Source organism: Compostibacter hankyongensis (assembly GCF_039541075.1).
Lineage (GTDB): Bacteria > Bacteroidota > Bacteroidia > Chitinophagales > Chitinophagaceae > Compostibacter > Compostibacter hankyongensis.
The window spans coordinates 80,161-103,004 of record NZ_BAABFN010000022.1; the positions used below are offsets into that span (position 1 = coordinate 80,161).

At 56.0% G+C, this 22,844-nt stretch carries 19 protein-coding genes; 12 read left to right on the top strand and 7 right to left on the bottom strand.

Translation table 11 applies throughout. The features are described from left to right. Positions 1 to 23 precede the first annotated feature (23 nt). Positions 24 to 2,132, bottom strand: coding sequence for a methionine--tRNA ligase (gene metG, locus ABD851_RS16405; protein ID WP_344981325.1), 2,109 nt, complete (start codon positions 2,130 to 2,132; stop codon positions 24 to 26). A 65-nt stretch (positions 2,133 to 2,197) separates the two neighbouring features. On the opposite strand from metG, the gene ABD851_RS16410 reads away from it, so the two are divergent. Further along, positions 2,198 to 3,145 (top strand): S66 peptidase family protein, encoded by a 948-nt coding sequence (locus tag ABD851_RS16410; RefSeq protein ID WP_344981327.1) that lies wholly within the window; start codon positions 2,198 to 2,200, stop codon positions 3,143 to 3,145. Then, positions 3,120 to 4,043 carry a S66 peptidase family protein gene (locus ABD851_RS16415; protein ID WP_344981329.1) on the top strand — a complete coding sequence of 308 codons (924 nt, stop codon included), beginning with the start codon at positions 3,120 to 3,122 and terminating at the stop codon, positions 4,041 to 4,043. The genes ABD851_RS16410 and ABD851_RS16415 overlap by 26 nt, the downstream gene beginning before the upstream one ends. A 112-nt stretch (positions 4,044 to 4,155) precedes the next feature. On the opposite strand, the gene ABD851_RS16420 is transcribed toward ABD851_RS16415, so the two are convergent. After that, the gene (locus ABD851_RS16420; protein WP_344981331.1) at positions 4,156 to 5,517 is read right to left on the bottom strand and encodes a sensor histidine kinase; all 1,362 of its coding nucleotides are present in this window, start codon (positions 5,515 to 5,517) and stop codon (positions 4,156 to 4,158) included. A gap of 404 nt (positions 5,518 to 5,921) precedes the next feature. On the opposite strand from ABD851_RS16420, the gene ABD851_RS16425 reads away from it, so the two are divergent. Further along, positions 5,922 to 6,473, top strand: a complete 552-nt coding sequence (locus tag ABD851_RS16425) for a YqgE/AlgH family protein (RefSeq protein WP_344981333.1) — start codon at positions 5,922 to 5,924, stop codon at positions 6,471 to 6,473. Between the two features lie 10 nt (positions 6,474 to 6,483). On the opposite strand, the gene atpC is transcribed toward ABD851_RS16425, so the two are convergent. Together atpC and atpD are read right to left on the bottom strand one after the other, a co-directional pair. Next, positions 6,484 to 6,741, bottom strand: coding sequence for an ATP synthase F1 subunit epsilon (gene atpC / locus ABD851_RS16430; RefSeq protein ID WP_344981335.1), 258 nt, complete (start codon positions 6,739 to 6,741; stop codon positions 6,484 to 6,486). Between the two features lie 17 nt (positions 6,742 to 6,758). Beyond that, positions 6,759 to 8,270 carry a F0F1 ATP synthase subunit beta gene (atpD, locus tag ABD851_RS16435; RefSeq protein WP_344981337.1) on the bottom strand — a complete coding sequence of 504 codons (1,512 nt, stop codon included), beginning with the start codon at positions 8,268 to 8,270 and terminating at the stop codon, positions 6,759 to 6,761. Positions 8,271 to 8,443: 173 nt separating this feature from the next. Here atpD and ABD851_RS16440 point away from each other — a divergent pair, with 173 nt between their 5' ends. Further along, positions 8,444 to 10,666 carry an FUSC family protein gene (locus ABD851_RS16440; protein WP_344981339.1) on the top strand — a complete coding sequence of 741 codons (2,223 nt, stop codon included), beginning with the start codon at positions 8,444 to 8,446 and terminating at the stop codon, positions 10,664 to 10,666. Between the two features lie 5 nt (positions 10,667 to 10,671). Here the strand turns inward: ABD851_RS16440 and ABD851_RS16445 are convergent, their stop codons facing one another. Next, positions 10,672 to 11,277, bottom strand: a complete 606-nt coding sequence (locus tag ABD851_RS16445) for a hypothetical protein (RefSeq protein ID WP_344981341.1) — start codon at positions 11,275 to 11,277, stop codon at positions 10,672 to 10,674. Positions 11,278 to 11,370: 93 nt separating this feature from the next. On the opposite strand from ABD851_RS16445, the gene ABD851_RS16450 reads away from it, so the two are divergent. From ABD851_RS16450 to ABD851_RS16475, 6 genes are all read left to right on the top strand, one after another. Further along, positions 11,371 to 12,861 (top strand): aldehyde dehydrogenase (NADP(+)), encoded by a 1,491-nt coding sequence (locus tag ABD851_RS16450; protein WP_344981343.1) that lies wholly within the window; start codon positions 11,371 to 11,373, stop codon positions 12,859 to 12,861. Positions 12,862 to 12,919: 58 nt separating this feature from the next. Then, the gene (locus ABD851_RS16455; RefSeq protein WP_344981345.1) at positions 12,920 to 14,080 is read left to right on the top strand and encodes a hypothetical protein; all 1,161 of its coding nucleotides are present in this window, start codon (positions 12,920 to 12,922) and stop codon (positions 14,078 to 14,080) included. A gap of 116 nt (positions 14,081 to 14,196) precedes the next feature. Next, on the top strand, positions 14,197 to 16,065 hold the full coding sequence (locus ABD851_RS16460; RefSeq protein WP_344981346.1) for a DNA polymerase III subunit gamma/tau: 1,869 nt from the start codon (positions 14,197 to 14,199) through the stop codon (positions 16,063 to 16,065). Positions 16,066 to 16,112: 47 nt separating this feature from the next. Then, complete coding sequence (locus ABD851_RS16465) at positions 16,113 to 17,846, top strand: pyruvate dehydrogenase complex dihydrolipoamide acetyltransferase (protein ID WP_344981348.1); 1,734 nt, start codon at positions 16,113 to 16,115, stop codon at positions 17,844 to 17,846. Positions 17,847 to 17,859: 13 nt separating this feature from the next. After that, positions 17,860 to 18,237: a CoA-binding protein gene (locus tag ABD851_RS16470; protein ID WP_344981350.1), complete on the top strand. Its 378-nt coding sequence runs from the start codon at positions 17,860 to 17,862 to the stop codon at positions 18,235 to 18,237. Between the two features lie 106 nt (positions 18,238 to 18,343). Continuing rightward, positions 18,344 to 18,817, top strand: coding sequence for a ribonuclease H-like YkuK family protein (locus ABD851_RS16475; RefSeq protein ID WP_344981352.1), 474 nt, complete (start codon positions 18,344 to 18,346; stop codon positions 18,815 to 18,817). A 71-nt stretch (positions 18,818 to 18,888) separates the two neighbouring features. On the opposite strand, the gene yihA is transcribed toward ABD851_RS16475, so the two are convergent. Beyond that, positions 18,889 to 19,542, bottom strand: a complete 654-nt coding sequence (yihA, locus tag ABD851_RS16480) for a ribosome biogenesis GTP-binding protein YihA/YsxC (protein ID WP_344981354.1) — start codon at positions 19,540 to 19,542, stop codon at positions 18,889 to 18,891. Positions 19,543 to 19,639: 97 nt separating this feature from the next. Between yihA and ubiE the strand changes: the two genes are divergently transcribed. After that, positions 19,640 to 20,308: a bifunctional demethylmenaquinone methyltransferase/2-methoxy-6-polyprenyl-1,4-benzoquinol methylase UbiE gene (gene ubiE / locus ABD851_RS16485; RefSeq protein ID WP_344981356.1), complete on the top strand. Its 669-nt coding sequence runs from the start codon at positions 19,640 to 19,642 to the stop codon at positions 20,306 to 20,308. After that, positions 20,281 to 20,988 (top strand): type IX secretion/gliding motility protein PorT/SprT, encoded by a 708-nt coding sequence (porT, locus tag ABD851_RS16490; RefSeq protein ID WP_344981358.1) that lies wholly within the window; start codon positions 20,281 to 20,283, stop codon positions 20,986 to 20,988. Before ubiE ends, porT begins: the two co-directional genes overlap by 28 nt. Positions 20,989 to 21,018: 30 nt before the next feature. Here porT and ABD851_RS16495 read toward each other — a convergent pair whose 3' ends face one another. After that, entirely contained in the window at positions 21,019 to 22,764 is a 1,746-nt protein-coding gene (locus ABD851_RS16495; protein ID WP_344981360.1) for a hypothetical protein, read from the bottom strand. Positions 22,765 to 22,844: the final 80 nt, after the last annotated feature.

Genomic DNA, 22,844 nt, shown 5'->3' on the forward strand with positions numbered 1-22,844 from the left:
GCCTGTCGCAAAAGGGGCCGCACTCAGCTCACCCCGCTGCCGGGGGGCACATCCTCTCCGGCGCCTACAAACACAAGACGGCCGCTGCCGGCCTCTTCGGCCATCAGTATCATGCCCTGGGAGGTGATGCCGCGCATCTTCCTGGGGGCCAGGTTCGCCACCAGCGTGACCCGCCGGCCGATGATATCCTCCGGCGCATAATGCTGTGCAATACCGGAAACGACTGTACGCTGCTCGGCGCCGAGGTCTACCGTCAGACGCAGCAGCTTGTCGGCCTTCTCCACCTTTGCCGCTTCCGTGATGATCCCCGCGCGGAGGTCCAGCTTGGCAAAGTCCTCATAGGTGATCTCGGGTTTGGCGGCAGGCACCGGTCCCGCGTTCGCAGGAGGGGCTTGCGCAGGCGTTTTCCCCGGTTGGGCCGGAGCAGACAGGGCAGCGCCTGATCTCAGCTTTTCCAGCTGCAGCGCAATCTCCTCATCGGCTATCTTCCGGAACAGCAGTTCCGGCGCGCGCAGGCTGTATCCCGTCTTCACCAGCTTCATGCTGCCGGCATTCTCCCATTCGAGCATACGATCCACCACCTTCAGCATATGACATATCTTCTTTGCCGTATACGGCAGAAAAGGATTGATCAGAATACCGAGGTTGGCGGTAAGCTGAAGACAAACATGGATGCAGTTATCGATCTGCTGCTGGTGCTGCGTCTGCAGTTCCGGCGTCTTCGCCAGCAGCCAGGGGGCTTTTTCCTGCATATAGCGGTTGCCTTCCCGCGCAATATTCATCACCTCTCCCAGCGCATCGCGGAAACGGAAATGTTCCAGCGCATCCTTGATCTTCTCCTTTTGCTTTTGCAGGAAAAGACCGATCTGCCTGTCCGCTTCATCGGCGATGTCGGCATGGAAGGGAGGCACTTTCCCGTTGCACAGCTTGTGCATGAGCACCAGCGTCCGGTTGATGAAATTCCCAAAGATCGCCACCAGCTCATTGTTATTGCGATCCTGGAAATCCTTCCAGGTAAAGTCGTTGTCTTTGTTTTCCGGCGCATTGGCACAGAGCACATAGCGCAGCACATCCTGCTGACCGGGAAAATCCTTTACATAATCATGCACCCATACCGCCCAGTTGCGGGAGGTGGACACCTTCTCCCCTTCTATGTTCAGGAACTCGTTCGCCGGCACGTTTTCGGGCAGCACGTATCCGCCGTGCGCCTTTAACATGGCCGGGAAGATAATGCAGTGAAAAACAATATTGTCCTTCCCGATAAAATGCACCAGCTTGGTATCGTCCTGCTTCCAGTAGGTCTCCCAGCTGTCGGGCAGCAGCTCCTTGGTCGCGGAAATATACCCGATGGGGGCATCAAACCAGACGTACAGCACCTTTCCTTCGGCATCCGGGAGCGGCACTTTCACTCCCCAGTTGCTGTCGCGCGTCATGGCGCGGCTTTGCAGGCCGTGGTCCAGCCAGCTTTTACACTGTCCGTATACGTTATTCTTCCATTCCTGATGTCCTTCCAGCAGCCATTCCTTGAGCCAGGGTTCATATTGCTGCAGGGGAAGATACCAGTGCTTTGTCTTCCGTTTTACCGGCACCGCATCGCTCAGTGCGGAACGGGGGTTGATGAGCTCATCGGGGCTGAGGGAGCTGCCGCAGCGTTCGCACTGGTCGCCATAGGCCTTTTCGTTGCCGCAGTTGGGGCAGGTGCCGATGATATAGCGGTCTGCCAGAAACACCTGCTTCACTTCGTCGTAGTACTGCTCGGTTTCCTTTTCTTCAAACAGACCGTCGTCATACATCTTTTTGAAAAAGCCGGCGGCGGTTTCATGGTGCACCGGCTTTGAAGTACGCGAAAAAATATCGAAGGAAATGCCCATTTCGGAAAAGCTTTCACTGATCAGGGCATAATATTTATCGACGATATCCCGGGGGGTAATATTTTCCTGCATGGCTTTGATGGTAATGGGCACGCCATGTTCGTCGGTGCCGCCTACAAACTGCACCGCTCTTTTCCGGGAACGCAGGTAACGCACATAAATATCCGCAGGGAGGTAACAGCCGGCAAGATGGCCGATATGCACAGGTCCGTTGGCATAAGGCAGCGCTGCCGTTACCAGGTACCGCTTAAATTGCTTCATTGTATGGTTATTGATCCGTTTATGGTAACTTAGCCGTTTTGCAAAGGTAATCAAACGCCCTCATAATGATGAACATACCTGCTTATCTGCAGCCGGGCGACCTGATCGGGATCACCTGCCCGGCCAGCAAGATGGACAGGCCCGTAGCCGAGTTTGCCGCAGGCGTGCTCAGCTCCTGGGGGTACCGGGTACGGATCGGGAATACGGCGGGTATGCATTACCATAATTTCTCCGCTCCCGACGAGGTGCGCCGCGGGGAATTGCAGGAGATGCTGGATGATCCGGAGATCAGGGCCATTCTCTTCGGACGCGGCGGCTATGGTATGGTAAGGATCATCGATCAGCTGGACTTTTCCCGTTTCTGCCAATATCCGAAATGGCTCTGCGGATACAGCGATATCACGACACTGCACCTGCATGTACATGCCCGTCTGGGAATTCCCACCCTCCACTCCATGATGTGTAGCGGCATCACATCCCTTACGGTACAGGACCCTTATGTGGAAAGCCTGCGCCAGGTCTGGAGGGGCGGCGATATCCATTACCATTTTCCCGCGCATCCGCTGAACCGGCAGGGCACCTGCCGGGGCATGCTCATCGGGGGCAACCTCTCCCTGCTGACCAACCTCTCCGGCACGGCAGCCGCGCCGGACATGGCACGCAAGATCCTGCTGATAGAAGATGTAGGCGAATACCTGTATAATATCGACAGGATGATGATGAACCTGAAAAGGGCGGGATGGCTGGAAAAGCTCTCCGGCCTGCTGCTGGGCAGCTTTACGGCCAGTCAGGAGACGGATACGCCCTTTGGTCAGACCGCCTATGAGATCATCCTGGATAAAGTCAAGGAATATGCCTTTCCCGTAGCCTTTGGCTTTCCTGCGGGGCACCAGCCGGAGAATTATACCCTGAAGCTGGGCGTACCCTATACCCTGCATACGGGAGAACCGTGCTTTCTGAAGGAAGAAACCCAACCGGCGCCATATCATGACCATCATCCCGCCTTATCTTAAACCCGGAGATACCATCGGCATCACTTCGCCGGGCAGCTATTTTTCACTGGAAGACGCCGGTCCGGCCATCGCCGCGCTCGAACGCTGGGGATACCGGGTCCGCACCGGCAGCACCCTGCAAACCCGGTTTTACCAGTTTGCCGGCACCGATGCAACGCGGGCAGCCGATCTGCAGCAGATGCTGGACGATCCGGAGATCAGGGCCATCGTCTGCGCCCGGGGCGGATACGGCACATTGCGCATCATTGACCGGCTTGACTTCAACCGTTTTTATCTTCATCCCAAATGGCTGACCGGCTACAGCGATATCACCGTGCTGCACGCCCATATCCAGGCGCAGCTGCATATCCCCACCCTGCATGCAGAGATGTGCATCGACCTGAAATCCGATACCCGGGATGCCTCTGCCTTCAGCCTCCGCCGTGCGCTGCGGGGCGACCGGCTGTCGTACGAGATCCCGCCCGATGCCGCCAACCGCCAGGGTACGGCCCGCGGCATACTCGTGGGCGGCAACCTGTCCCTGCTGGCCGCCTTAGCAGGTTCTCCTTCGGCCATGGATACGGACGGAAAAATCCTGTTCCTCGAAGATGTGGCTGAAAAATTCTATCATATCGACAGCATGCTGTATACCCTCAGGCGTTCGGGCCGGCTGTCCTTCCTGGCAGGGTTGCTGATCGGCGGTTTTACCCGGCTGAAGGAGGATGACGAGGGTCCCTTCGGACAGACAGTACAGCAGATCATCCTGGATAAGGTAAAGGAATTTGATTTTCCGGTTTGCTTCGGCTTCCCAGCGGGTCACCAGCATGAGAACTACGCCTTGAAGCTGGGGCTGCCCTATGAGCTGACTGTGAGACCGGACTATTGCCGGCTGGCGGAGGAAGCGGTTTCCGGTTTCTGATTTGAAGTTTCTGGTTTGAGGTTTCTGATTTCCGGTCTAACATCTAAAGTTTAAAGTTGATTGCCTGGAATGGAACCTTAGACGTTAGACTTTAGACCTTGAACCTTAGACCTTAAACCCCGGGCCGGGAGGCGGGAACCGGGAATTCCAGCTCAAAGCGGCTGCCCTTCCCCAACGCGCTTTCTACGCGGATTTTCCCCTGGTGGGCTTCCACAATGGCCTTTACATACGCCAGGCCGAGACCAAAGCCTTTTACATTATGCAGGTTGCCGGTATGCGCGCGATAGAATTTCTCAAAGATACGGGCCACCGTTTCCTTGCTCATGCCGATGCCATTATCCGTTACCGTGATAGCGATGCCTTTGCGGGTATTGTGCGTGCTGATCCTGATTTCGGGATGCTCTTTGGAATATTTAAGGGCATTGTCCAGCAGGTTGGATATGGCATTGGAGAAATGTACCTCGTCGGCCAGCAGACGTGTATGCGTGGCATGCAGGTCTGTGCTGATGCTGCCGTTTTTCTGTTGCAGCTGCAGCTCCAGGTTCTCCACGCTCTTGCGGATGATCTCGTGCACATCCACTTCCTGGCGGTTCAGCCGGATCTCCTGTTTCTCCAGCACGGCCGACTGCAGGATGGTTTCCACCTGCTTGTTCATCCGTTTATTCTCTTCCTTGATGATATCGGTAAAATACCGGACCTTCTCTTTTGTGCCCAGCACCTTTTCGTTGCCGATGGCGTCCACCGCCAGCGAAATGGTGGCCAGCGGCGTTTTGAACTCATGGGTCATGTTATTGATAAAATCCGATTTGATCTCCGACAGCTTTTTCTGCCGCAGCATGGTATAAACGGTCAGGGAAAAGGCGGCAATCAGGATCAGGGTGAACAACACCGCTCCGGAAATGATCCAGCTCATGGACCGGAGCACAAACGCCCGGTTGTTGGCCGGAACGGTGATGAACAGCATCTCATTATTGGCGGGGAGCAGCGAATTCATCACGCTGTTGTCCGCAAGGGTGGTATAAAACATCTGGTAATGCACCGTATCGGGCATCTGCTTGAAAACATCCGTGCTGGAATACATCTCATTGACCATCGGAGCCATGGGCCGCATCCGGGCGATGGCAAATTCAAACGGCACATCGAGACCCTGGGCCTTCATATTGCGCTGGATGATATTTTTGACTTCCGTGGTGGTGAACCAGAAGCTGATGTCCTGCCCGGACAGCAGATCCGTGCCGTTCCTGTTGAACCACAGCGAGCGCTTTCCGCCCAACCCCGGCTGCATCTCCCCCCCGTTCATCGAGCGCTTCTGCACCAGCTCGGCCTGGGTATTGTCCAGCAGCTGCAGCATCCGGTTGTCAAATTGCTCCCGCTTCATGATCACCGCATTCCGTATCCAACTTACCTGTATGGTGATAATCCCGATCAGCGACAAGGTGATCAGCAAAACGATCCAGGGAAATATCTTCTTCATTGACACAAAATTAACCGACGTTCATCATTGAAAATCACCGGATATACCATATAAAATTTAATTTAACTTTATCTTAACGGAAATTCCGTTTCTTCCGCTTACTTTTATGGTGATTTACAAGCGGGACATTTCCGGCAGATTAGCGGCAGGATTTCCGGCGTTATCGGTGACCAACAAAAAGCTGCGACAGGCATTAAAAGTATAAAGATTTTTCATACAATAAGTCGCACGGACTCTTCCGAGACGATTTAGATTTTGGTTGATGTAAAGGGAGCAAAAGGCTCCCTTTTTTGTTATATTAGTGTTTAAGATTTAAAGTCTGAGGTCTGAAGTTTATATACCCGGGGCGGAGGACCTCAGACTTAGACGTAAACGTTAGACTTAAGAATCCACGACTACCGACTATGGAAACACCTGCTGCAGGACGCTTGCTGATTGCGGACCCTTTTCTGAAAGACCCCAACTTCGCCCGTACGGTGATCCTGCTTTGCGAGCATCGAGACGAAGGCAGTCTGGGCTTTGTGATTAACCGCCCTTCCGCCTATACGCTGGATGCCTGTGCGCCGGGAACCGTACCGGAGGGGATACCGGTATACACCGGAGGACCGGTAAGCCAGGACACCCTTCATTTCATTCATCGCTTTCCCGGTCTTTTGGAAGGGGGGCTGGAAATACTGCCCGGTGTTTTCTGGGGCGGCGATTTTGAGCGGCTCACGGAGCTGCTGGAACTGGGCCTGATCGACGTTGCGGGACTGCGTTTCTTCAGCGGATATGCGGGCTGGAGCGAAGGGCAGCTCGAAAAAGAGCTGCAGGAGCATACCTGGATCGTATCGGAAGGAGCGCCGGAGCTGGTATTCCTGCGGGAGGCCGGCCGGATCTGGCAGCAATCGCTGCGGGACCTGGGGGGCGAATATGCTCCCATGGCCGGATATCCTGTGGATCCGTCGCTGAATTAAGGAGAGCAGGTTATTTTTCTGCCGGGATGGCGCCTTCCACCAGTACGGTGGCCTGGTTGTCCAGCACCTCTATAAATCCTCCCTGGATGGTATAAAAAGAAAAGTTCTGCTTATCATTCAGCACCTTCATACGCCCGGGGGCCAGGGCGGCCACCAGGGGAGCATGCTTTTCCAGCACCTCAAAGCTGCCGTCGATCCCCGGGAGACGGAGACCATACACTTTGCCGGAAAAAACCCTGCGTTCGGGTGTTAATATTTCAAGCTGCATCTTGCCGATTTTTCCGGTTAACTTTTGGCTGCCTGTTCCAGCAGCTTCTTGCCTTTCTCGATAGCGTCGTCGATGGTGCCGACCAGGTTGAAGGCGGCTTCGGGATATTCGTCCACCTCCCCGTCCATGATCATGTTGAATCCGCGGATGGTCTCTTCGATCGGTACCAGCACCCCTTTCAGGCCGGTAAACTGCTCGGCCACATGGAAGGGCTGCGACAGGAAGCGCTGCACCTTCCGCGCCCGGTTTACCACCTGCTTGTCCTCATCGCTCAGCTCGTCCAGACCCAGGATGGCGATGATATCCTGAAGTTCCTTATATCGCTGCAGGATTTGTTTTACCCGCTGTGCGCAGTTATAATGGGCGTCTCCCACCACCATGGGGCTCAGGATGCGGGAAGTGGAGTCCAGCGGATCCACGGCCGGGTAAATACCCAGGTCGGCGATCTTGCGGCTCAGCACCGTAGTGGCATCCAGGTGGGCAAAGGTGGTAGCCGGCGCGGGATCGGTAAGGTCATCCGCCGGCACGTATACCGCCTGCACGGAAGTGATAGAGCCGTTCTTGGTAGAGGTGATGCGTTCCTGCATGAGGCCCATCTCGGTGGCCAGCGTCGGCTGGTAACCTACGGCGGAGGGCATGCGCCCCAGCAGGGCCGATACCTCGGAGCCCGCCTGGGTAAAGCGGAAGATATTGTCCACGAAGAACAGGATATCGCGGCCGCCGGTGGCTGAGCCGTCGCCGTCCCGGAAATATTCCGCTACGGTAAGCCCGCTGAGGGCTACCCGCGCACGCGCTCCGGGGGGCTCATTCATCTGCCCGAATACGAAGGTGGCCTTGGAATCCTTCAGCTCCTCCAGGTCAACGGAGGAAAGGTCCCATCCGCCTTCTTCCATGGAATGGATAAATTTATCACCATATTTGATAATGCCTGCTTCGATCATTTCACGCATCAGGTCATTTCCCTCACGGGTACGTTCGCCCACGCCGGCAAATACCGACAGACCGGAATAGGCCTTGGCGATGTTATTGATCAGCTCCTGGATCAGCACCGTTTTACCTACGCCGGCTCCCCCGAACAGACCGATCTTCCCGCCCTTGGCATAAGGCTCGATAAGATCGATCACCTTGATACCCGTATACAACACTTCGGAACCGGTAGCCAGGTCTTCGAATGCAGGGGCTTTGCGATGGATCGAATAACCGCCTTCCACCGGAAGCGGCTGCAGCCCGTCGATGGTATCGCCAACCACATTAAAAAGACGGCCCTTTATCTGGTCGCCCGTAGGCATCTTGATCGGTTCTCCCCGGTCGGTTACCGTAGCGCCGCGAACCAACCCGTCGGTGGAATCCATGGCCACGCAACGTACGCTGTCCTCCCCGAGGTGCTGCTGTACCTCAAAGATCACCTTTTGTCCATTCTCACGGGTTACTTCAAGGGCGTTGAATATCTCCGGCAGATGATTATCCTGGTCGAAGTGAACGTCCACAACAGGACCGATGATCTGCTTGATTTTTCCTACGTTTGGCATACGGGGAAAGGTTTAACAAGTTTGATATGAATGAAAATAATATAAGTGTCGTAACGGACAGCCGGGGCCGTCCCCGCGAAATTTTGCGCAAAGGTAATAGGAAAAAGGGGTAAAAACAACGGGATTTTTTGAGAAGTAAATCCTATGTTGTTATTTTGTTGTACGGAGCTTGCATGAACCCCTCTACCCTCACCAGTCCTATCCGGAATGTCATCCTCAACGAGTACTTTGAGCCGGTAATCGGTAAGGCGTTCCGCGTCACCCTTTCGCTGATCATCCCTTTCATCTGGGGGATCGCCACGGGGCGGACGGCGGAAAGCGTGTGGATCGCCCTGGGCGCCGAGCTGCTGGCCATGGTCGACTACCGGGGCACCTACCCGCGCCGGATCGCCGTGCTGGTGGTTTCCACGCTGATCGCCGCCGTCTGTACCTTCCTGGGCACCTGGGCGGGCAGCTATTTCGTCTGGTCGGTGCTTGGCATGGGCTTGCTGGCCGTGCTGGGCGGCTTTCTCCGGAATACCGGCGACCATGGTCCGGGGGTGGTGCTGGCCGGGCTGCTGCTCTTCCTGTTTTCCCTGGAGCATCCCGGTCATCCGGCCGAAGCGCTGTACCGGAGCAGCCTGGTGCTGCGGGGAGGCGCCTGGGCGCTGGCCCTTATCCTGATCACCTGGCCGATGGTGCCCCTCAGCCCGCTGCGCCGCTCGGTGGCCCTCACCTGGAAAGCGGTGGCGGACCTGCTGGACGTCCTCGGCCAGGACGATCCCGATGCGGGACATCCCGATTATGCCCGCCCGGCGAAGATCGAAGAAAAAGAGATCGCCCTGCGGGATGCCATCACCCATTCCATGGCCATCATCAGCCGAAAGCAGGCCCTGCGGCCGGGGAAGGACAACGAGGTGTTTGCCCGGCTGGCCGAGCTCCGCAAAACGGCTTCCCTGCTCGGCGCCTCGCTGGCCGCCGTAAGAACCAATCTGGAAACCGTCTACCGGTTAAAGGTACCCGTACCTTCCTCCCTCATTACCAATATCCTCAACGCTTTCAGCCACGCCACACAGCGCGTGGCCCTGGCTATCATCAGCAACAGGGCGGAAGACCGCGCCATGGCCGCCTTGCGGGTGGAACGGGCCACCCGCTCCCTGCACCTGCTCGGCAAAAACATGGAAGAGCAGACCCTGTCGCCCGCAGAAACGCTCACCCTGCGCAACCTGGAAAGCGCCTTTTCGGAGGCCCTGGAGCAGCTGCAGGAAAGCATCCGGCTGCTCAATACCGCTCCCCGCAGCGCTTTTCTCTCCACCATCTCCTTCCGCAATCTCTTCAGCGGCATCGCCATACTACAGGGCGTCCCCTCCTTTAAAGATGAGTGGAATCCCCGCTCCTTTATCTTCCGCTTCTCGCTCCGGCTCGGCCTGGCCGTCGCCATCGGCATTGCCCTGTACAAGGGCTTTCACATCGTCCGCGGCTACTGGATCGCCATGACGGTGATGATCGTGCTGCAGCCCGAGTTCGGGGCCACCTTCAAAAAAGCAGGGCAACGTATAACCGGCACAGTTACCGGCATTATCGCCGGAAGCCTGCTTCTGCTGGTACAGCTGCCGCTGTGGGCCGTCCTGACCCTGGCAGCGCTGAGCTGTTTTTTCCTGGTCTATTTTGTACGGAAGAACTACGCAGTAGCCGTTTTTTTTGTCACCATCATGCTGGTAACCACCCTTGAGATCGCCGCACCCGTCAGCCTCTCCACCACCATTTACCGGCTGGCGAACACGCTGGCGGGCTGCCTGCTGGCCCTCGCCGCCGGCTATGCCTTCTGGCCCCTCTGGGAGCGGACACGCTTTCCGGCGCTGATCACCCAGGCCATCCGCGCCAACCAGGCCTACCTGGAACGGCTGGCCCGCCTGCTGGAACAGGCCGCCCCCGACAAACAGGGGATGCTGACCCGTTACCGGAGAAAGGCCGAAGGGGCCAACAGCAACGCGTATGCTTCGCTGCAACGCATGATGGCCGAACCCGCCCATAAAAGGCATAAGCTGGAACAGGCCTACGCCCTCACCAGCTATAATGTCAGACTTACCCGGCAGATCAACGCTATCGCGGGACGTGCATCTTACTCCGATGCCGCGGCTGCCGCACCCGAGCTGAGCCGGTTTACCGCCCTGGCCCTGCCGGCCATGGGCCAGCTGGCAGCAGCCGCAGAAAAGGGAACATCCCCGGGACCGCCGCCTTCCTTCATGCCGGTGATCAACGCCTTCGGCGAACGCATACAGGCACTTTCCGGCGCCGGCGAGCAGGACGGGCTGCTGCAGGACTATCTTTTTCTGCAGGCGCAGGCAGACAAGATGATTTATGAATTGCAGGGTATGTTCCTGGCCCTGGGGGATCCGCAGCCCCGGCCCGCCTGAGCGGCTCACTCCGGCGCGCAGCGGTACGGATCCGCTTCCCCTGGCCGTACCGGCTTGCCCGGCGACCAGCAGAAATTCATGGGCTGGCTGGTGATCCCCAGCAGGGACAGGCTCACCTTCATCCCTTTGCGGCTTTCCGGGGCAGGCAGGGTCTGCCGCTGCTTCGCAGGAATATGCTGAACCGTGACCAGCTCCGTTTTAAAGACTTCCCCGCCGGCACGTTGGTAGGAAAGCTTTACCCGCACGTTGTCGAGGGGATATTCCGTGTCATTGGCCACGACCACCGCTATATGATGTATGCCGCCCAGCAGGCCGGTCTTATAGTTATTCAGGGAAACATGGATATAATTCTTCCAATTCATGCGAAAGTATTTTTTCCGGTCCACGAAAGCGGCCGGCTCAAACTCACGCTCATCGCGCCGTCCGGATATCTGCTGCATGGCCGCCGAAAGCTGCTTTTCCCTTTGCTGCAGCGTATTGACCTGCTGCACCAGGCTGCGGTTGACGGCAAGCGTTTTGCGGTACGCCACCTGCTGCCGGCGGTACATCGTCAGCAGCACGGCAAGGGCGGCAAGGGCCAGCAGGGGGAAGATGTATTTCCGGAATCGCATAACTTTACAGTTTTAAAATGCAGGCACACTGCAAAGGTTACAAGGATTTTTCTATTTTTGAAAGTATCTGACATCACTTTATAAACGACAGCAATGACTTATAACGACGCCACACAAGAAGAGATAACGCGTGCCATGGAGACAGCCTGGAGCGCATTCCAGGTATACCGCAACTTTTCCCTGAAACAACGTGCGGATTTTATGCGGGCTATCGCCGAAGCGCTCGAGGCGCTGAAAGAAACCGTAGTGCCGGTAGCTATGGAGGAAACCAGTCTGCCGCGGGAGCGGCTTGCCGGAGAGCTGGGCAGGACCGTCTTCCAGCTGAGAAGCTATGCCGCCGCTGCCGAAAAGGGCGAGTGGCTGGAGGCCCGGATCGATACGGCGGTTCCCGACCGTACTCCCGCCCCAAAACCCGATCTGCGGAAGATGCTGGTACCGCTGGGCCCCGTAGTGGTATTCGGCGCCAGCAATTTCCCGTTCGCCTATTCCACCGCAGGCGGAGACACCGCCTGCGCCCTGGCCGCCGGCTGCCCGGTGATCGTAAAGGCGCATCCCGCGCATGCCCATACCTCGGAGCTGGTAGCCGGCGCTATCCTGCAAGCGGCCGAGGCCACCCATATGCCCCCGGGTATCTTTAACCATATACACGGCGCTGGATTTGAAGTAGGTGAAATGCTGGTCAACCACCCCCATACCAAAGCGGTGGGCTTCACCGGCTCGCAGGCCGGCGGGAAAGCTCTTTTTGATCTTGCCGCCAAAAGAAAGGAACCCATTCCCGTATTCGCCGAAATGGGCAGCATCAACCCCGTATTCCTGCTGCCGGGCAAGCTGGAAAAAGACGCCGAAACCGTTGCCGCCCAGTATGCCGCCTCCATCACCCAAGGGGTGGGACAGTTCTGTACCAACCCGGGGCTGCTGATCGGCATCAAAGGAGAAACCCTTAACCGCTTTACCGAGCTGCTGGGCAAGACCATACGGGAGACCACCCCGGCCCCCATGCTGCATGCCGGTATCGCCCGCGCCTTCCACAACCACCGGAGCACCGCGCTGGCGCAGCTGGATGTAAAAATGGTGGCCGTATCCGCCCATACCGCCTCGGAACACGAGGGAGCGGCTACGCTGGCCACCGCACCCGGAGACGCCTTTTTGCAAAATCCCGTGCTGCACCAGGAAGTATTCGGCCCCTACTCACTCGTCATCCAGTGCCGGGACGCCGCCCAGATGCTGGAGGTCGCCCGCCGCCTCGAAGGTCAGCTCACCCATACGCTCATGGCTACTGAAGAAGATCTCCACACCCATGCCGATCTGCTGAACGAGGTACGCGAACACTGCGGCCGGCTCATCATAAACGGGGTACCCACCGGCGTAGAGGTGGCGCTGGCCATGCACCACGGCGGACCTTACCCGGCCACCACAGACAGCCGCTTTACCGCGGTGGGCGCCGACGGCATCAAACGCTTCGCCCGCCCCCTCTGTCTCCAGAACTTCCCCGACGGGGCTTTACCCGATGAGCTGAAGAACGGTAACCCGCTGGGTATCTGGCGTACGGTAAACAACGAACTCACCCGGGAAGCCATCGCCTGACGCCTGACAGGAGCTGATAAATAACTGTTATTTTTGCTGGAAACGACCACTTTTGCGCATGGAATTGACACCGGTAACCGATGCAGCTACGGCCAAAGCCTTTCTGGAAACAGCCGCAGTGATCAACAAGGATGACCCCGGGTGGATACAACCGCTGGATAAGGATGTTGAGGCCGTTTTTGATCCCGGAAAAAACAAACTCTTCCGGCAGGGCTCTTGTGCCCGCTGGATATTAAAGGACGAAGAAGGCCGGCTGGCCGGCCGCATTGCCGCCTTTATCAACAAAAAATACCGGAACAAAGGCGATGAGCAACCGACGGGGGGCATCGGCTTTTTTGAATGTATCAACAGCCCCGATGCCGCCGCGCTGCTGTTCGACCAGGCCAAAGCCTGGCTGCAGGAACAGGGCATGGAAGCCATGGACGGGCCGATCAACTTCGGGGAGCGCCTCAACTGGTGGGGACTGCTGGTGGAAGGCTTTCACGAGCCGCTCTATTGTATGAACTACAACCAGCCCTACTACCAGACACTTTTCGAAGAGTATGGGTTCCGGCCGTTCTTCAACCAGATATGTTTCGCACTAAAGGTCCGGAACCGTCTGCAGGATAAATTTTACGAAAGGCATGCCCGCTTTGCGCAGGACCCTGACTTCAGCGCAAGGATGATCAGCAAAAAAGAGCTGGACAAATACGCCCTCGATTTCAGCACCATCTATAACAAGGCATGGGCCAGCCACCAGGGCGGCAAAAACCTGGAGCCCCGGCAGGCCGTACAGATGTTCCGCCAGATGAAGCCGGTTATCGACGAACGGCTGGTATGGTTCATCTATCATAAGGAACAGCCCATCGGCTGCTGGCTGAACCTGCCGGATCTGAACCAGTGGTTCAAGTTTCTCCACGGCAAGTTCAACCTTTTGGCCAAACTGAAATTCCTGTACCTCAAAGCCACCCGTAAAAGCAAAAGATATGTAGGCCTGGTTTTCGGTATCGTCCCCGAGTTCCAGGGTACGGGTGTGGATGCCTTTATGATCGTGGAAGGGGCCAACATGATGCAGCAGCATACGGCTTACGAGGATTTTGAAATGCAATGGATCGGCGACTTCAATCCCAAGATGATCAATATCGCCGAAAACCTGGGCACTTACCGCAGCCGCAGGCTGGTGACATACCGCTATCTGTTCGACCGCAGCAAACCGTTCAAACGGCATCCGATGGTATAAGGTCGATTTGATGATGTGCTGATTTGATGATGAAACAATCAACACATCATCAAATCAGCACATCATCAAATCATTCATCAACATTTCCTACCTTAGCGGACACTGGAGCAATTGTTATGGAGCATTTTATTGTATCGGCCCGGAAATACCGTCCCCAGACCTTCGACAGCGTAGTGGGACAGGAACACATCACCACCACGCTCAGAAATGCCATCAAGAACAACCAGCTGGCCCATGCTTTTCTCTTCTGCGGTCCCCGCGGCGTAGGCAAAACCTCATGCGCCCGCATCCTGGCCAAAACCATCAACTGCGAAAACATCACTGCCTCCGGGGAAGCCTGCAACGAATGCGATTCCTGCCGGTCTTTCAACCAGGGCAACTCCTTTAATATACACGAGCTGGATGCGGCATCCAATAACTCGGTAGACGATATCCGTACCCTGGTGGAGCAGGTGCGCTTTGCCCCCCAGGCCGGTAAATACAAGACCTATATCATCGACGAAGTGCACATGCTGAGCGCTTCGGCTTTTAATGCCTTCCTCAAAACGCTGGAGGAGCCGCCCCCCTACGCCATCTTCATCCTCGCCACTACCGAAAAGCACAAGATACTGCCCACCATCCTCAGCCGGTGTCAGATCTTTGATTTTCGCCGCATTACCATACAGGACGCTATGGGACACATGCAGGACATCTGCAGCCGGGAGCACATCACCGCCGACGCCGATGCCCTGCACATCATTGCCCAGAAAAGCGAGGGCTGTATGCGCGATGCGCTGAGCATACTGGACAAGATCGTCAGCTTTACCAACGGGGAGGTCACCTATGCCAATACCCTGGAGCATCTCAATATCCTGGACTACGATTATTTCTTCCGGGTCATGGATGCGGTGCTCGCCCAGGATGCCGCCCAGGCCCTGCTGCTGCTGGACGAGGTGCTGCAAAAGGGCTTTGAAGCAGACAGCTTCCTCGAAGGGCTTTCGGCCTTTGTCCGCGATGTGCTGGTCTGCAAGGATCAGCGAACCGCCCGCCTGCTCGAGGTTTCCGACAACCTCAGAACGCGCTACCGCGATGCCGCGGCAGCCGCCTCCGCGGGTCTGCTGGTGTCTGCCCTGAACCTGCTCAACGAGGCCGCTATCCAGTACAAAACGGCCAACAACAAACGGCTCCAGGTGGAGATGACCCTCATAAAAATGGGGTATCTCCAGCAGGCCGTTCAGCTGGTCAGCGAAGAAAGCGGGGCGGTATCAAAAAAAAAAGTAACTGAACCGGCTGTCGCCCGCAAGCTGCGCGCGCCATTTCCCCAGCCCATTGCTTTACGGCCCGGGAAAAAGGCGCCGGCAGCTTATGCCACTGCCGAAAGCGCCACCCTCACCCTGGCGGAAGAACCCGAGGTGCCCGTGAAAAAGCCGGCCGTTACACCGGCCGCCTCCCCCCAAAAAACCGTTCGGGAACCGGCCGCGCCTTTGCCACCCGTGGAAAAGCAGGCGGCTGCCCCGGCATCCGCCGGAAACGGAGCTGCCGCAAAACCGCGCCTGTCCGACCTCAAAACCCTGCGAAAAAAACTCGGCGCACAGGCTGCCGCTGCCGGCCCGGAAATGGAGGCCATCCCCCTTTCTGAAGCCGCCTTCCTGCCGCAATGGGTAGCTTATATCGAACAGCAGCGCAAAGCGGAAAAGCTGCAGCTGCTGACCCATCTCGAGCTGGCCCGGCCCGAAATAACCGGGGATGCAGAGATCTGCATTCTATGCCGCAACGACCTGCAAAGGCATTTTATCGAAGAGGACAAGATGGAGCTGGCGGATTTTCTGAAACAGGCGTTCCGCAATCCCGCCCTCGTGATCACCCTCCGGGTAAACGAGGCCCTCGCCCCTCCGAAAGACATCGCTCCCGTTTTATCCGCCCGCGAACAATACCAGCGGATGGTCGAAAAATACCCCCTTATCGGCGAGCTGAAGGACAAATTAAACCTGGAGCTGGATTACTGACAACCGTTTTTTTTCACTACTTTTGAAGCAAATTTTTCCGACAGACTATGGCAGAAGTTATCCGTATGCCCCTGCTGAGTGACACCATGAAAGAAGGGGTAATCGCAGCATGGCACAAAAATGTAGGCGACGCCGTAAAGGCCGATGATGTTATCGCGGAAGTGGAAACAGATAAGGCTACCATGGAAGTAGTGCCCTATGTGGAAGGCACCTTGTTATATATAGGGCCCCAAAAAGGAGAAGCCGCCAAGGTCAACGAGGTCATCGCCGTAGTCGGCAAAAAAGGAGAAGATTACAAGTCCCTGCTCGAAAAAGAAGGCGGAGACGCTCCCGCTCCCAAGGCAGAAGCGCAGAGCGGAGAAGATTCCGGAAAGGGAAAAGAGGAAAAGAAAGCTCCGGAAGAACAAACGGAAGCCGCTGAGGAAAAGCCGGAAGAGAAAGCGGCAGCCCCGAAAAAGGACGATGCCGCCCTGAAAGCAGCCATGAAGGAGGTAACGGTAGTGCGCATGCCCCTGCTCAGCGACACCATGAAGGAAGGGAAGATCGTGTCCTGGCTGAAAAATGAGGGCGACCAGGTCAGCTCCGACGACGTGCTGGCCGAGGTGGAAACGGATAAGGCTACCATGGAGGTAGTAGGATATGCAGACGGTACCCTTCTCCATATCGGCGTAAAAGCCGGGGAAGCGGCCAAGGTCAACGACATCATTGCCATCGTCGGCAAAAAGGGCACCGACATACAACCTATCCTGGATGCGGAAAGCAGCCAGGGAGGAGGAAACGAAGACGCCGGAAAAGCAGAGGGGTCCGGCGCTGAAGACGCCGGGAAAAAGGCCGCTGAAGAAACAGCCACACCGGCGGCTGCTCAAAAAAGCGCGGCTCCAGCAGCTGCGCCCGCCGCAGGAAAAGATACCGACGGACGCATGAAGGCTTCGCCCCTGGCCCGGAAGCTGGCCGAAGAAAAAAATATAGACCTCTCCCAGGTACAGGGCACCGGCGACGGCGGCCGTATCATCAAAAGGGATGTGGATCAGTTTACACCGGGGGCAGCTTCCGCGCAGCAGGGCGCTCCCGCTGCCGCGGCTCCTGTCGCGTCCGGGCAGGAAGGTCATACCGATATCCCGCTGAGCCAGATGCGCAGAACCATCGCCCGGCGCCTCGGCGAAAGCAAGTTCAACGCTCCCCATTTTTATCTCACCATCGAGGTGAACATGGACAATGCGATAGCCGCCCGCAAGGCCATGAACGAAGTATCGCCGGTAAAGATATCGTTCAACGATATGACCATCAAGGCCGCCGCCATGGCGCTGCGCCAGCATCCCTATGTCAACAGCAGCTGGATGGGCGATTTTATCCGCCAGAACAAACATATCCATATCGGCTCTGCCGTTGCCGTAGAAGAAGGGCTGATCGTTCCCGTGATCCGCTTTGCCGATCAGCTGGGCCTCAGCCAGATCGCTGCAACCGCCCAGGCGCTATACGAAAAAGTACGCAACAAAAAGCTGCAGCCCGAGGATTACAGCGGCAATACCTTTACCATCTCCAACCTGGGTATGATGGGCATCGAAGAGTTTACCGCCATCATCAACCCGCCGGATTCCTGCATCCTGGCCGTAGGGGCTATTAAGGAAACCGTAGTGGCAGACAAAGGCGTTTTCAAAACCGCCAATATCATGAAGCTCACCATGAGCTGCGACCACCGCGTGGTAGACGGAGCCGTAGGCGCCCGCTTCCTGCAGACCCTTAAGGTCTACCTGGAGAATCCCGTGACCATGCTTGTATAGCCAACTTTTAACGATGGAAACCGACCTGACCGCAAAAACCACGCTCGTACTGGGAGCTTCCCCCAACCCACAGCGCTACAGCTACCTGGCGGTGAGGAATCTGCGGGCAAAAGGCATCCCTGTCATTGCGGTGGGTAAACGGTTGGGAGAAGTAGCGGATATATCGCTGCAAACCACCTTTCCTTCCGGAAAAAACGTACATACGGTAACGTTATATCTCAACGCTGCCAATCAGCAACCCTACGAAACGGCTATCCTGGACCTCCGTCCCCAAAGGATCATCTTCAACCCCGGAGCCGAAAACCCCGGCTTCGCCGCCCGCGCCCGCAAAGCCGGCATACAGACCATGGAAGCCTGCACCCTGGTACTGCTCAGCACCGGGCAATACTGATTCCCTCGCTTAACAAAGCCATAACAAGTTTCGTATTCCTTTTCTTCGTACATTAGGATAATTTTTTATCCATTATACCATCTGATCATTAAAAAACAATTAACAGATGAACTGGAGAAGATTCAATGGTGAGCAGCTGCGGCTGCCCATAAAAGAAGAAGTCAGACGGGCCATTGTCCGCGAAACGGGCAAGGGCTACCATCTGAAAGTCTGCATCGGCACCGACTCACAGGTCAAAGGAGCCGAAACAGAATTTGCTACCGTTATCGTATTCCTGCGGGAAAAGCACGGCGGGTTTATGTTTATCCACAACGAAAAAACGCTGCAGCAATTCAGCATCAAGGAACGGATGCTGGTGGAGGTGGCCAGGAGCATCGAAACGGCTTACGAGCTGTGCGATCTCTTTACGGAATATGATGTGGATATGGAGGTGCATGCCGACATCAACACCAATCCCCATTTCAAAAGCAACGAGGCCCTTCGGGAAGCGATGGGATACATCCTCGGTATGGGCTTTGCCTTCAAGGCCAAACCCGATGCTTTTGCCAGCAGCTGCTGCGCCGATAAAATGGTGAACTGAGCCGCTGCTCCCGCCGCTATCTTCCCTTGGGTTGTGCCGCTACCGCACAACGGTAAACCTGTCTCCCCTTTTCAGCTCCCCCTGGCAATAGCCCCGAAACGGATATTGAGCTCCCCGATATATTCCAGAAGCGCTTCCCGGCCGCTGCGCTTTACCGCCGAGGTGACAAAATGCGGCGGCAGGAATTCCCAGTCTTCCTTTAGCTTATTCAGAAAAGCTTTTACATTCCGCGAGGTAACCAGCTGGGTATTTTTATCCGATTTGGTGAACACCAGGCTGAACGGAACTTCCCATTCCCCCAGCTGCCTGATGAACGACAGATCGGCCTCCTGCGGCGTAAGACGGCTGTCCAGCAGCACAAACACACAACCCAGGTTGGAACGGTTGCGCAGGTACTCCCCGCTCATCTTGCTCCACTGCTCCCGCTGCTGCCGCGCCACCTTGGCGAAGCCGTAACCCGGCAGATCCACGAGGTACCAGGCCTCGTTGATCAGGAAATGATTGATGGTCTGCGTCTTCCCGGGAGTACCGCTCACCTTGGCCAGTCGGGTCCGGTCTGTCAGCATATTGATCAGCGTGGATTTCCCGACGTTGGAACGGCCGATAAAAGCATATTCCGGCTTATCCGGCGGGGGGGATTTCCGCCAGTCCGTATTACTGATGATATAGGTTGCGCTCTGAATGATCATAATGGCTTCGAAGTGCCGGTCCGTACTGCTGAGCAACTATTCCCTATCTTTGCGGCCTATGCCAGAGGAAACAGCGCAGCAAACGGTCCCGTACCGGGAGTCAAATTTAAGCAAGAAGGAACAGATTGCCCAGATGTTTAACCGGATTGCGTTCCGGTACGACTTCATGAATCATTTTCTTTCGCTGGGGATCGACCGCACCTGGAGGAAAAAGGCCATCCGGATGCTCCGGGAAGACCATCCCCGGCAGGTGCTGGACGTGGCCACCGGCACCGGCGACCTGGCCATCCTGATCCGGCAGATGCTGCAGCCCGAAAAAGTAACGGGCGTGGATATTTCCGAAGGCATGCTGGAGCTGGGACGGAAAAAGATCCGGGAGCAGGGAATGGAAGATGCCGTTCACCTGCAGCAGGGCGACAGCGAAGCGCTGCCCTTCCCCGATGCCGCCTTCGACGCGGTGACCGCCGCCTTCGGCGTGCGGAACTTCGAGCACCTCGAACAAGGCCTTTCCGAGATGCGGCGCGTGCTGAAGCCGGGGGGCAAGGCCGTGATCCTGGAATTCTCGAAACCGTCAATTTTCCCGGTAAAACAATTATTTAACCTGTATTTTCGTTTTATAACACCGAATATCGGCAAATGGGTGGCCAGGAGCAGGGAAGCCTATGCTTATCTGCCCGAATCGGTAGCCGCCTTTCCACAGGGCGCCGAAATGATCGGCATCCTGAAAAAAACGGGTTACAGCAACGCAACATGTACGCCTCTCACCTTCGGCATATGCTCGGTCTATTATGCCGTAAACTGATCCCCGCACTCCTGCTGCTGGGTTCCGCCGGGGCGCTGCATGCCCAAAGCGATTACCTGAACCTGGCCAATCACGACGACCAGCCTTATTATTTCGGGATCACCCTGGGATACAACCAATCCTATTACAAGCTGGAGCATGCCGACAAATTTATTCATGACGACAGCGTGCTGCTGGTGGAGCCCCTGCACAGCCAGGGCTTTAACCTGGGCCTGCTGGGCAATATGCGGATCAACAAAAAGCTGGACCTGCGCTTCAACCCCAACCTCGTCTTTGCCGACAAGGGCCTGCATTATCTCTTTAAAACGGATTCGCTGGTAGAGGATAAAAACATTCCTTCTATCCTCCTTAGCTTTCCGCTGCAGCTAAAGCTGAAATCCGACCGGATCGGGAACTTCCGTTTTTATGTAATAGGAGGACTTAAGTTTGATTACGACCTGGCTGCCAATACGCAGGCACGCCGGGAATATGATATCGTCAAGGCCAACAAGCTCGATTACGGGTATGAGGCAGGACTGGGGTTCGAATTTTATTTCCCCCATTTTATCTTCTCCCCGGAGATCAAGCTCAGCAATGGCTTCAGCAATATCCAGATCCGGGAGCCGGAAAATCCTTATTCCAATATCATCGAACGGCTGATTTCCCGCATCATCGTTTTTTCCATCCACCTGGAAGGCTAAACGCTGCCTGCTGATCATTCCGCACCCGGCTTAATAGTCATATATCCGCCGGCCGAGGTTCCACCGCAGCGCGGCGCTGAAGAAGTTGGTCTCGCTCCGCTTCCCTTCTTCAGGATAATAGGTTTTATATGCGCCCCCCGTTTTCCGGGTCTGGAAAGAAAGGTCCACAAAAAGATTATCCCTTACTTCGTAAGAAGCCAGCAGCAGCACATTCAGGGTGCGTGACTTCAGCCCTTGCCCTATCGTATTGCCATACTCCTTTTCCCGGGTTTTGTAGTCCATAAAGATATTGCTTCCGTAGTTGGTGCCCGGGTAATCCAGCCCCTGATCCCCATAGATACCCCTGGCTTCGAGATACAGCTTCTTTACGGGCTGGTAGCGGACTATGCCGATAAATTCGGCGAAATTGGCTCCCCAGGGATGCGCCAGCGGCTGGTTGTAATGGGTGTAGTTGGCTACGGAGTCCCCGTGGGTATACGTGTACGGGCGTACGACGTTGACCTCACCCTGCAGATCGAGGTTAGGCACATTGAAGGCGTCCACATATTTGCCGCCCAGCTGCAGTCCCCACTTGTTGCCCCACCAGCCCCGGTTACCAAAGAATTCCTTCACCTTCAGCTCGTTCAGGAAAAACTGGGAATAAAACTGGAAGTGGTGCGCTACGTTGGCCTTGGCATCCAGCCCCACGATAACCTTATCCGGGCTGCCCACCATCTGCTCTATGGCCCGGTAGAAGATAATCGGGTTCAGGTACTGGAACTCAAAATGATCTTTCCGGGAAAACACCACACTTTCAAAAGCCCCTACGTTCAGCCAGCGGGTAAGGTTTACACCCAGGTGGTGCATGGCCATGTACTTCTTGGGCCGCAGGAAATCGCCTTCGCCACGCGGATACTGGGATATCAGCTCGGCAAAAATATTTTCATAGTCGAGCTTCCAGATACGGGTATGCAGCTTCAGGTAAAGGTAATTGGCCGCGTTGGTGCTCAGCAGCAGGCTGCGGTAACCATCCCCGATAAAATTATTGCCATACCCGAACTGCACGTCTATGTATTTCGTCACACCGAAGCTGACATAGCCTGCGGCATTGAAGTAATCATAACCGCCCGAACGGTTCTTTATATTTTTATAGTAGCCGATACCCGGCACAGCCTGCCATTTATCAATCCGGTCCTGCATAAAAAAGGGAGGCCGTTCCTGGTTTTCCGACAGCATGGCGTAAAAGCCCACCTTATCGGCGATACGCCCGCGTACCTCAAGACCCCGGGTATTGATATACAGGGCTTCATCGTTATTGCTTTCCTTGCCGATCTGCAGCAGCAGCAGGGGATTCACCGCAAGATAAAAGTCGGGAACATTTACTTCGTAAAGGTTGGTCTTGTTCTTGTAAAATGTTTTCACCCAGGGCACACGGCTGGGCTCAAAGCTCAGCGAATCGGGCGCCCATTCGCCGTTATCAGCCAGGAGCTTCCTCAGGTTATAACGGTCTATTTCCGAAAGGCCGGTGGTAACCCAGTAAGGATGTTCTACGCTGCTGATGATGGAGGGATCCTTTGCGGCCAGACTGTCTACCGCCAGCGCATAGGCCACGGCCGCACGGCGGGATATGGGCTTGATGCCGCTGCTGAATTGCTCCGGAAAAAGGCCGGATTTGATCTCCAGCCGGTCCAGCACCGGATAATCCTTGCTGCCGAAAGGGATGTCGGTAGACTGTCCGAAGGCGGTAACGGTCAGCAGCAATGCAAACAGGGTAATACCCCATCGTAGAAATGCCATATTTTGAATTTAAATCTAAAACGGAAAGCAACGGCGGCAACGATAATACGGCCGGTTGCCGGGGTTTTCTTATTTTTACT

What these genes read in the sequence shown, in the direction of transcription:
- ABD851_RS16440 (WP_344981339.1), top strand. Translation starts at nt 8,444, where the DNA reads ATGAACCCCTCTACCCTCACCAGTCCTATCCGGAATGTCATCCTCAAC.
- atpC (WP_344981335.1), bottom strand. Translation starts at nt 6,741, where the DNA reads ATGCAGCTTGAAATATTAACACCCGAACGCAGGGTTTTTTCCGGCAAA.
- ABD851_RS16475 (WP_344981352.1), top strand. Translation starts at nt 18,344, where the DNA reads ATGAACTGGAGAAGATTCAATGGTGAGCAGCTGCGGCTGCCCATAAAA.
- ABD851_RS16455 (WP_344981345.1), top strand. Translation starts at nt 12,920, where the DNA reads ATGGAATTGACACCGGTAACCGATGCAGCTACGGCCAAAGCCTTTCTG.
- metG (WP_344981325.1), bottom strand. Translation starts at nt 2,132, where the DNA reads ATGAAGCAATTTAAGCGGTACCTGGTAACGGCAGCGCTGCCTTATGCC.
- ABD851_RS16470 (WP_344981350.1), top strand. Translation starts at nt 17,860, where the DNA reads ATGGAAACCGACCTGACCGCAAAAACCACGCTCGTACTGGGAGCTTCC.
- ABD851_RS16415 (WP_344981329.1), top strand. Translation starts at nt 3,120, where the DNA reads ATGACCATCATCCCGCCTTATCTTAAACCCGGAGATACCATCGGCATC.
- ABD851_RS16495 (WP_344981360.1), bottom strand. Translation starts at nt 22,764, where the DNA reads ATGGCATTTCTACGATGGGGTATTACCCTGTTTGCATTGCTGCTGACC.
- ABD851_RS16425 (WP_344981333.1), top strand. Translation starts at nt 5,922, where the DNA reads ATGGAAACACCTGCTGCAGGACGCTTGCTGATTGCGGACCCTTTTCTG.
- ABD851_RS16420 (WP_344981331.1), bottom strand. Translation starts at nt 5,517, where the DNA reads ATGAAGAAGATATTTCCCTGGATCGTTTTGCTGATCACCTTGTCGCTG.
- atpD (WP_344981337.1), bottom strand. Translation starts at nt 8,270, where the DNA reads ATGCCAAACGTAGGAAAAATCAAGCAGATCATCGGTCCTGTTGTGGAC.
- ABD851_RS16465 (WP_344981348.1), top strand. Translation starts at nt 16,113, where the DNA reads ATGGCAGAAGTTATCCGTATGCCCCTGCTGAGTGACACCATGAAAGAA.
- ABD851_RS16410 (WP_344981327.1), top strand. Translation starts at nt 2,198, where the DNA reads ATGATGAACATACCTGCTTATCTGCAGCCGGGCGACCTGATCGGGATC.
- ubiE (WP_344981356.1), top strand. Translation starts at nt 19,640, where the DNA reads ATGTTTAACCGGATTGCGTTCCGGTACGACTTCATGAATCATTTTCTT.
- ABD851_RS16460 (WP_344981346.1), top strand. Translation starts at nt 14,197, where the DNA reads ATGGAGCATTTTATTGTATCGGCCCGGAAATACCGTCCCCAGACCTTC.
- ABD851_RS16450 (WP_344981343.1), top strand. Translation starts at nt 11,371, where the DNA reads ATGACTTATAACGACGCCACACAAGAAGAGATAACGCGTGCCATGGAG.
- porT (WP_344981358.1), top strand. Translation starts at nt 20,281, where the DNA reads ATGCTCGGTCTATTATGCCGTAAACTGATCCCCGCACTCCTGCTGCTG.
- ABD851_RS16445 (WP_344981341.1), bottom strand. Translation starts at nt 11,277, where the DNA reads ATGCGATTCCGGAAATACATCTTCCCCCTGCTGGCCCTTGCCGCCCTT.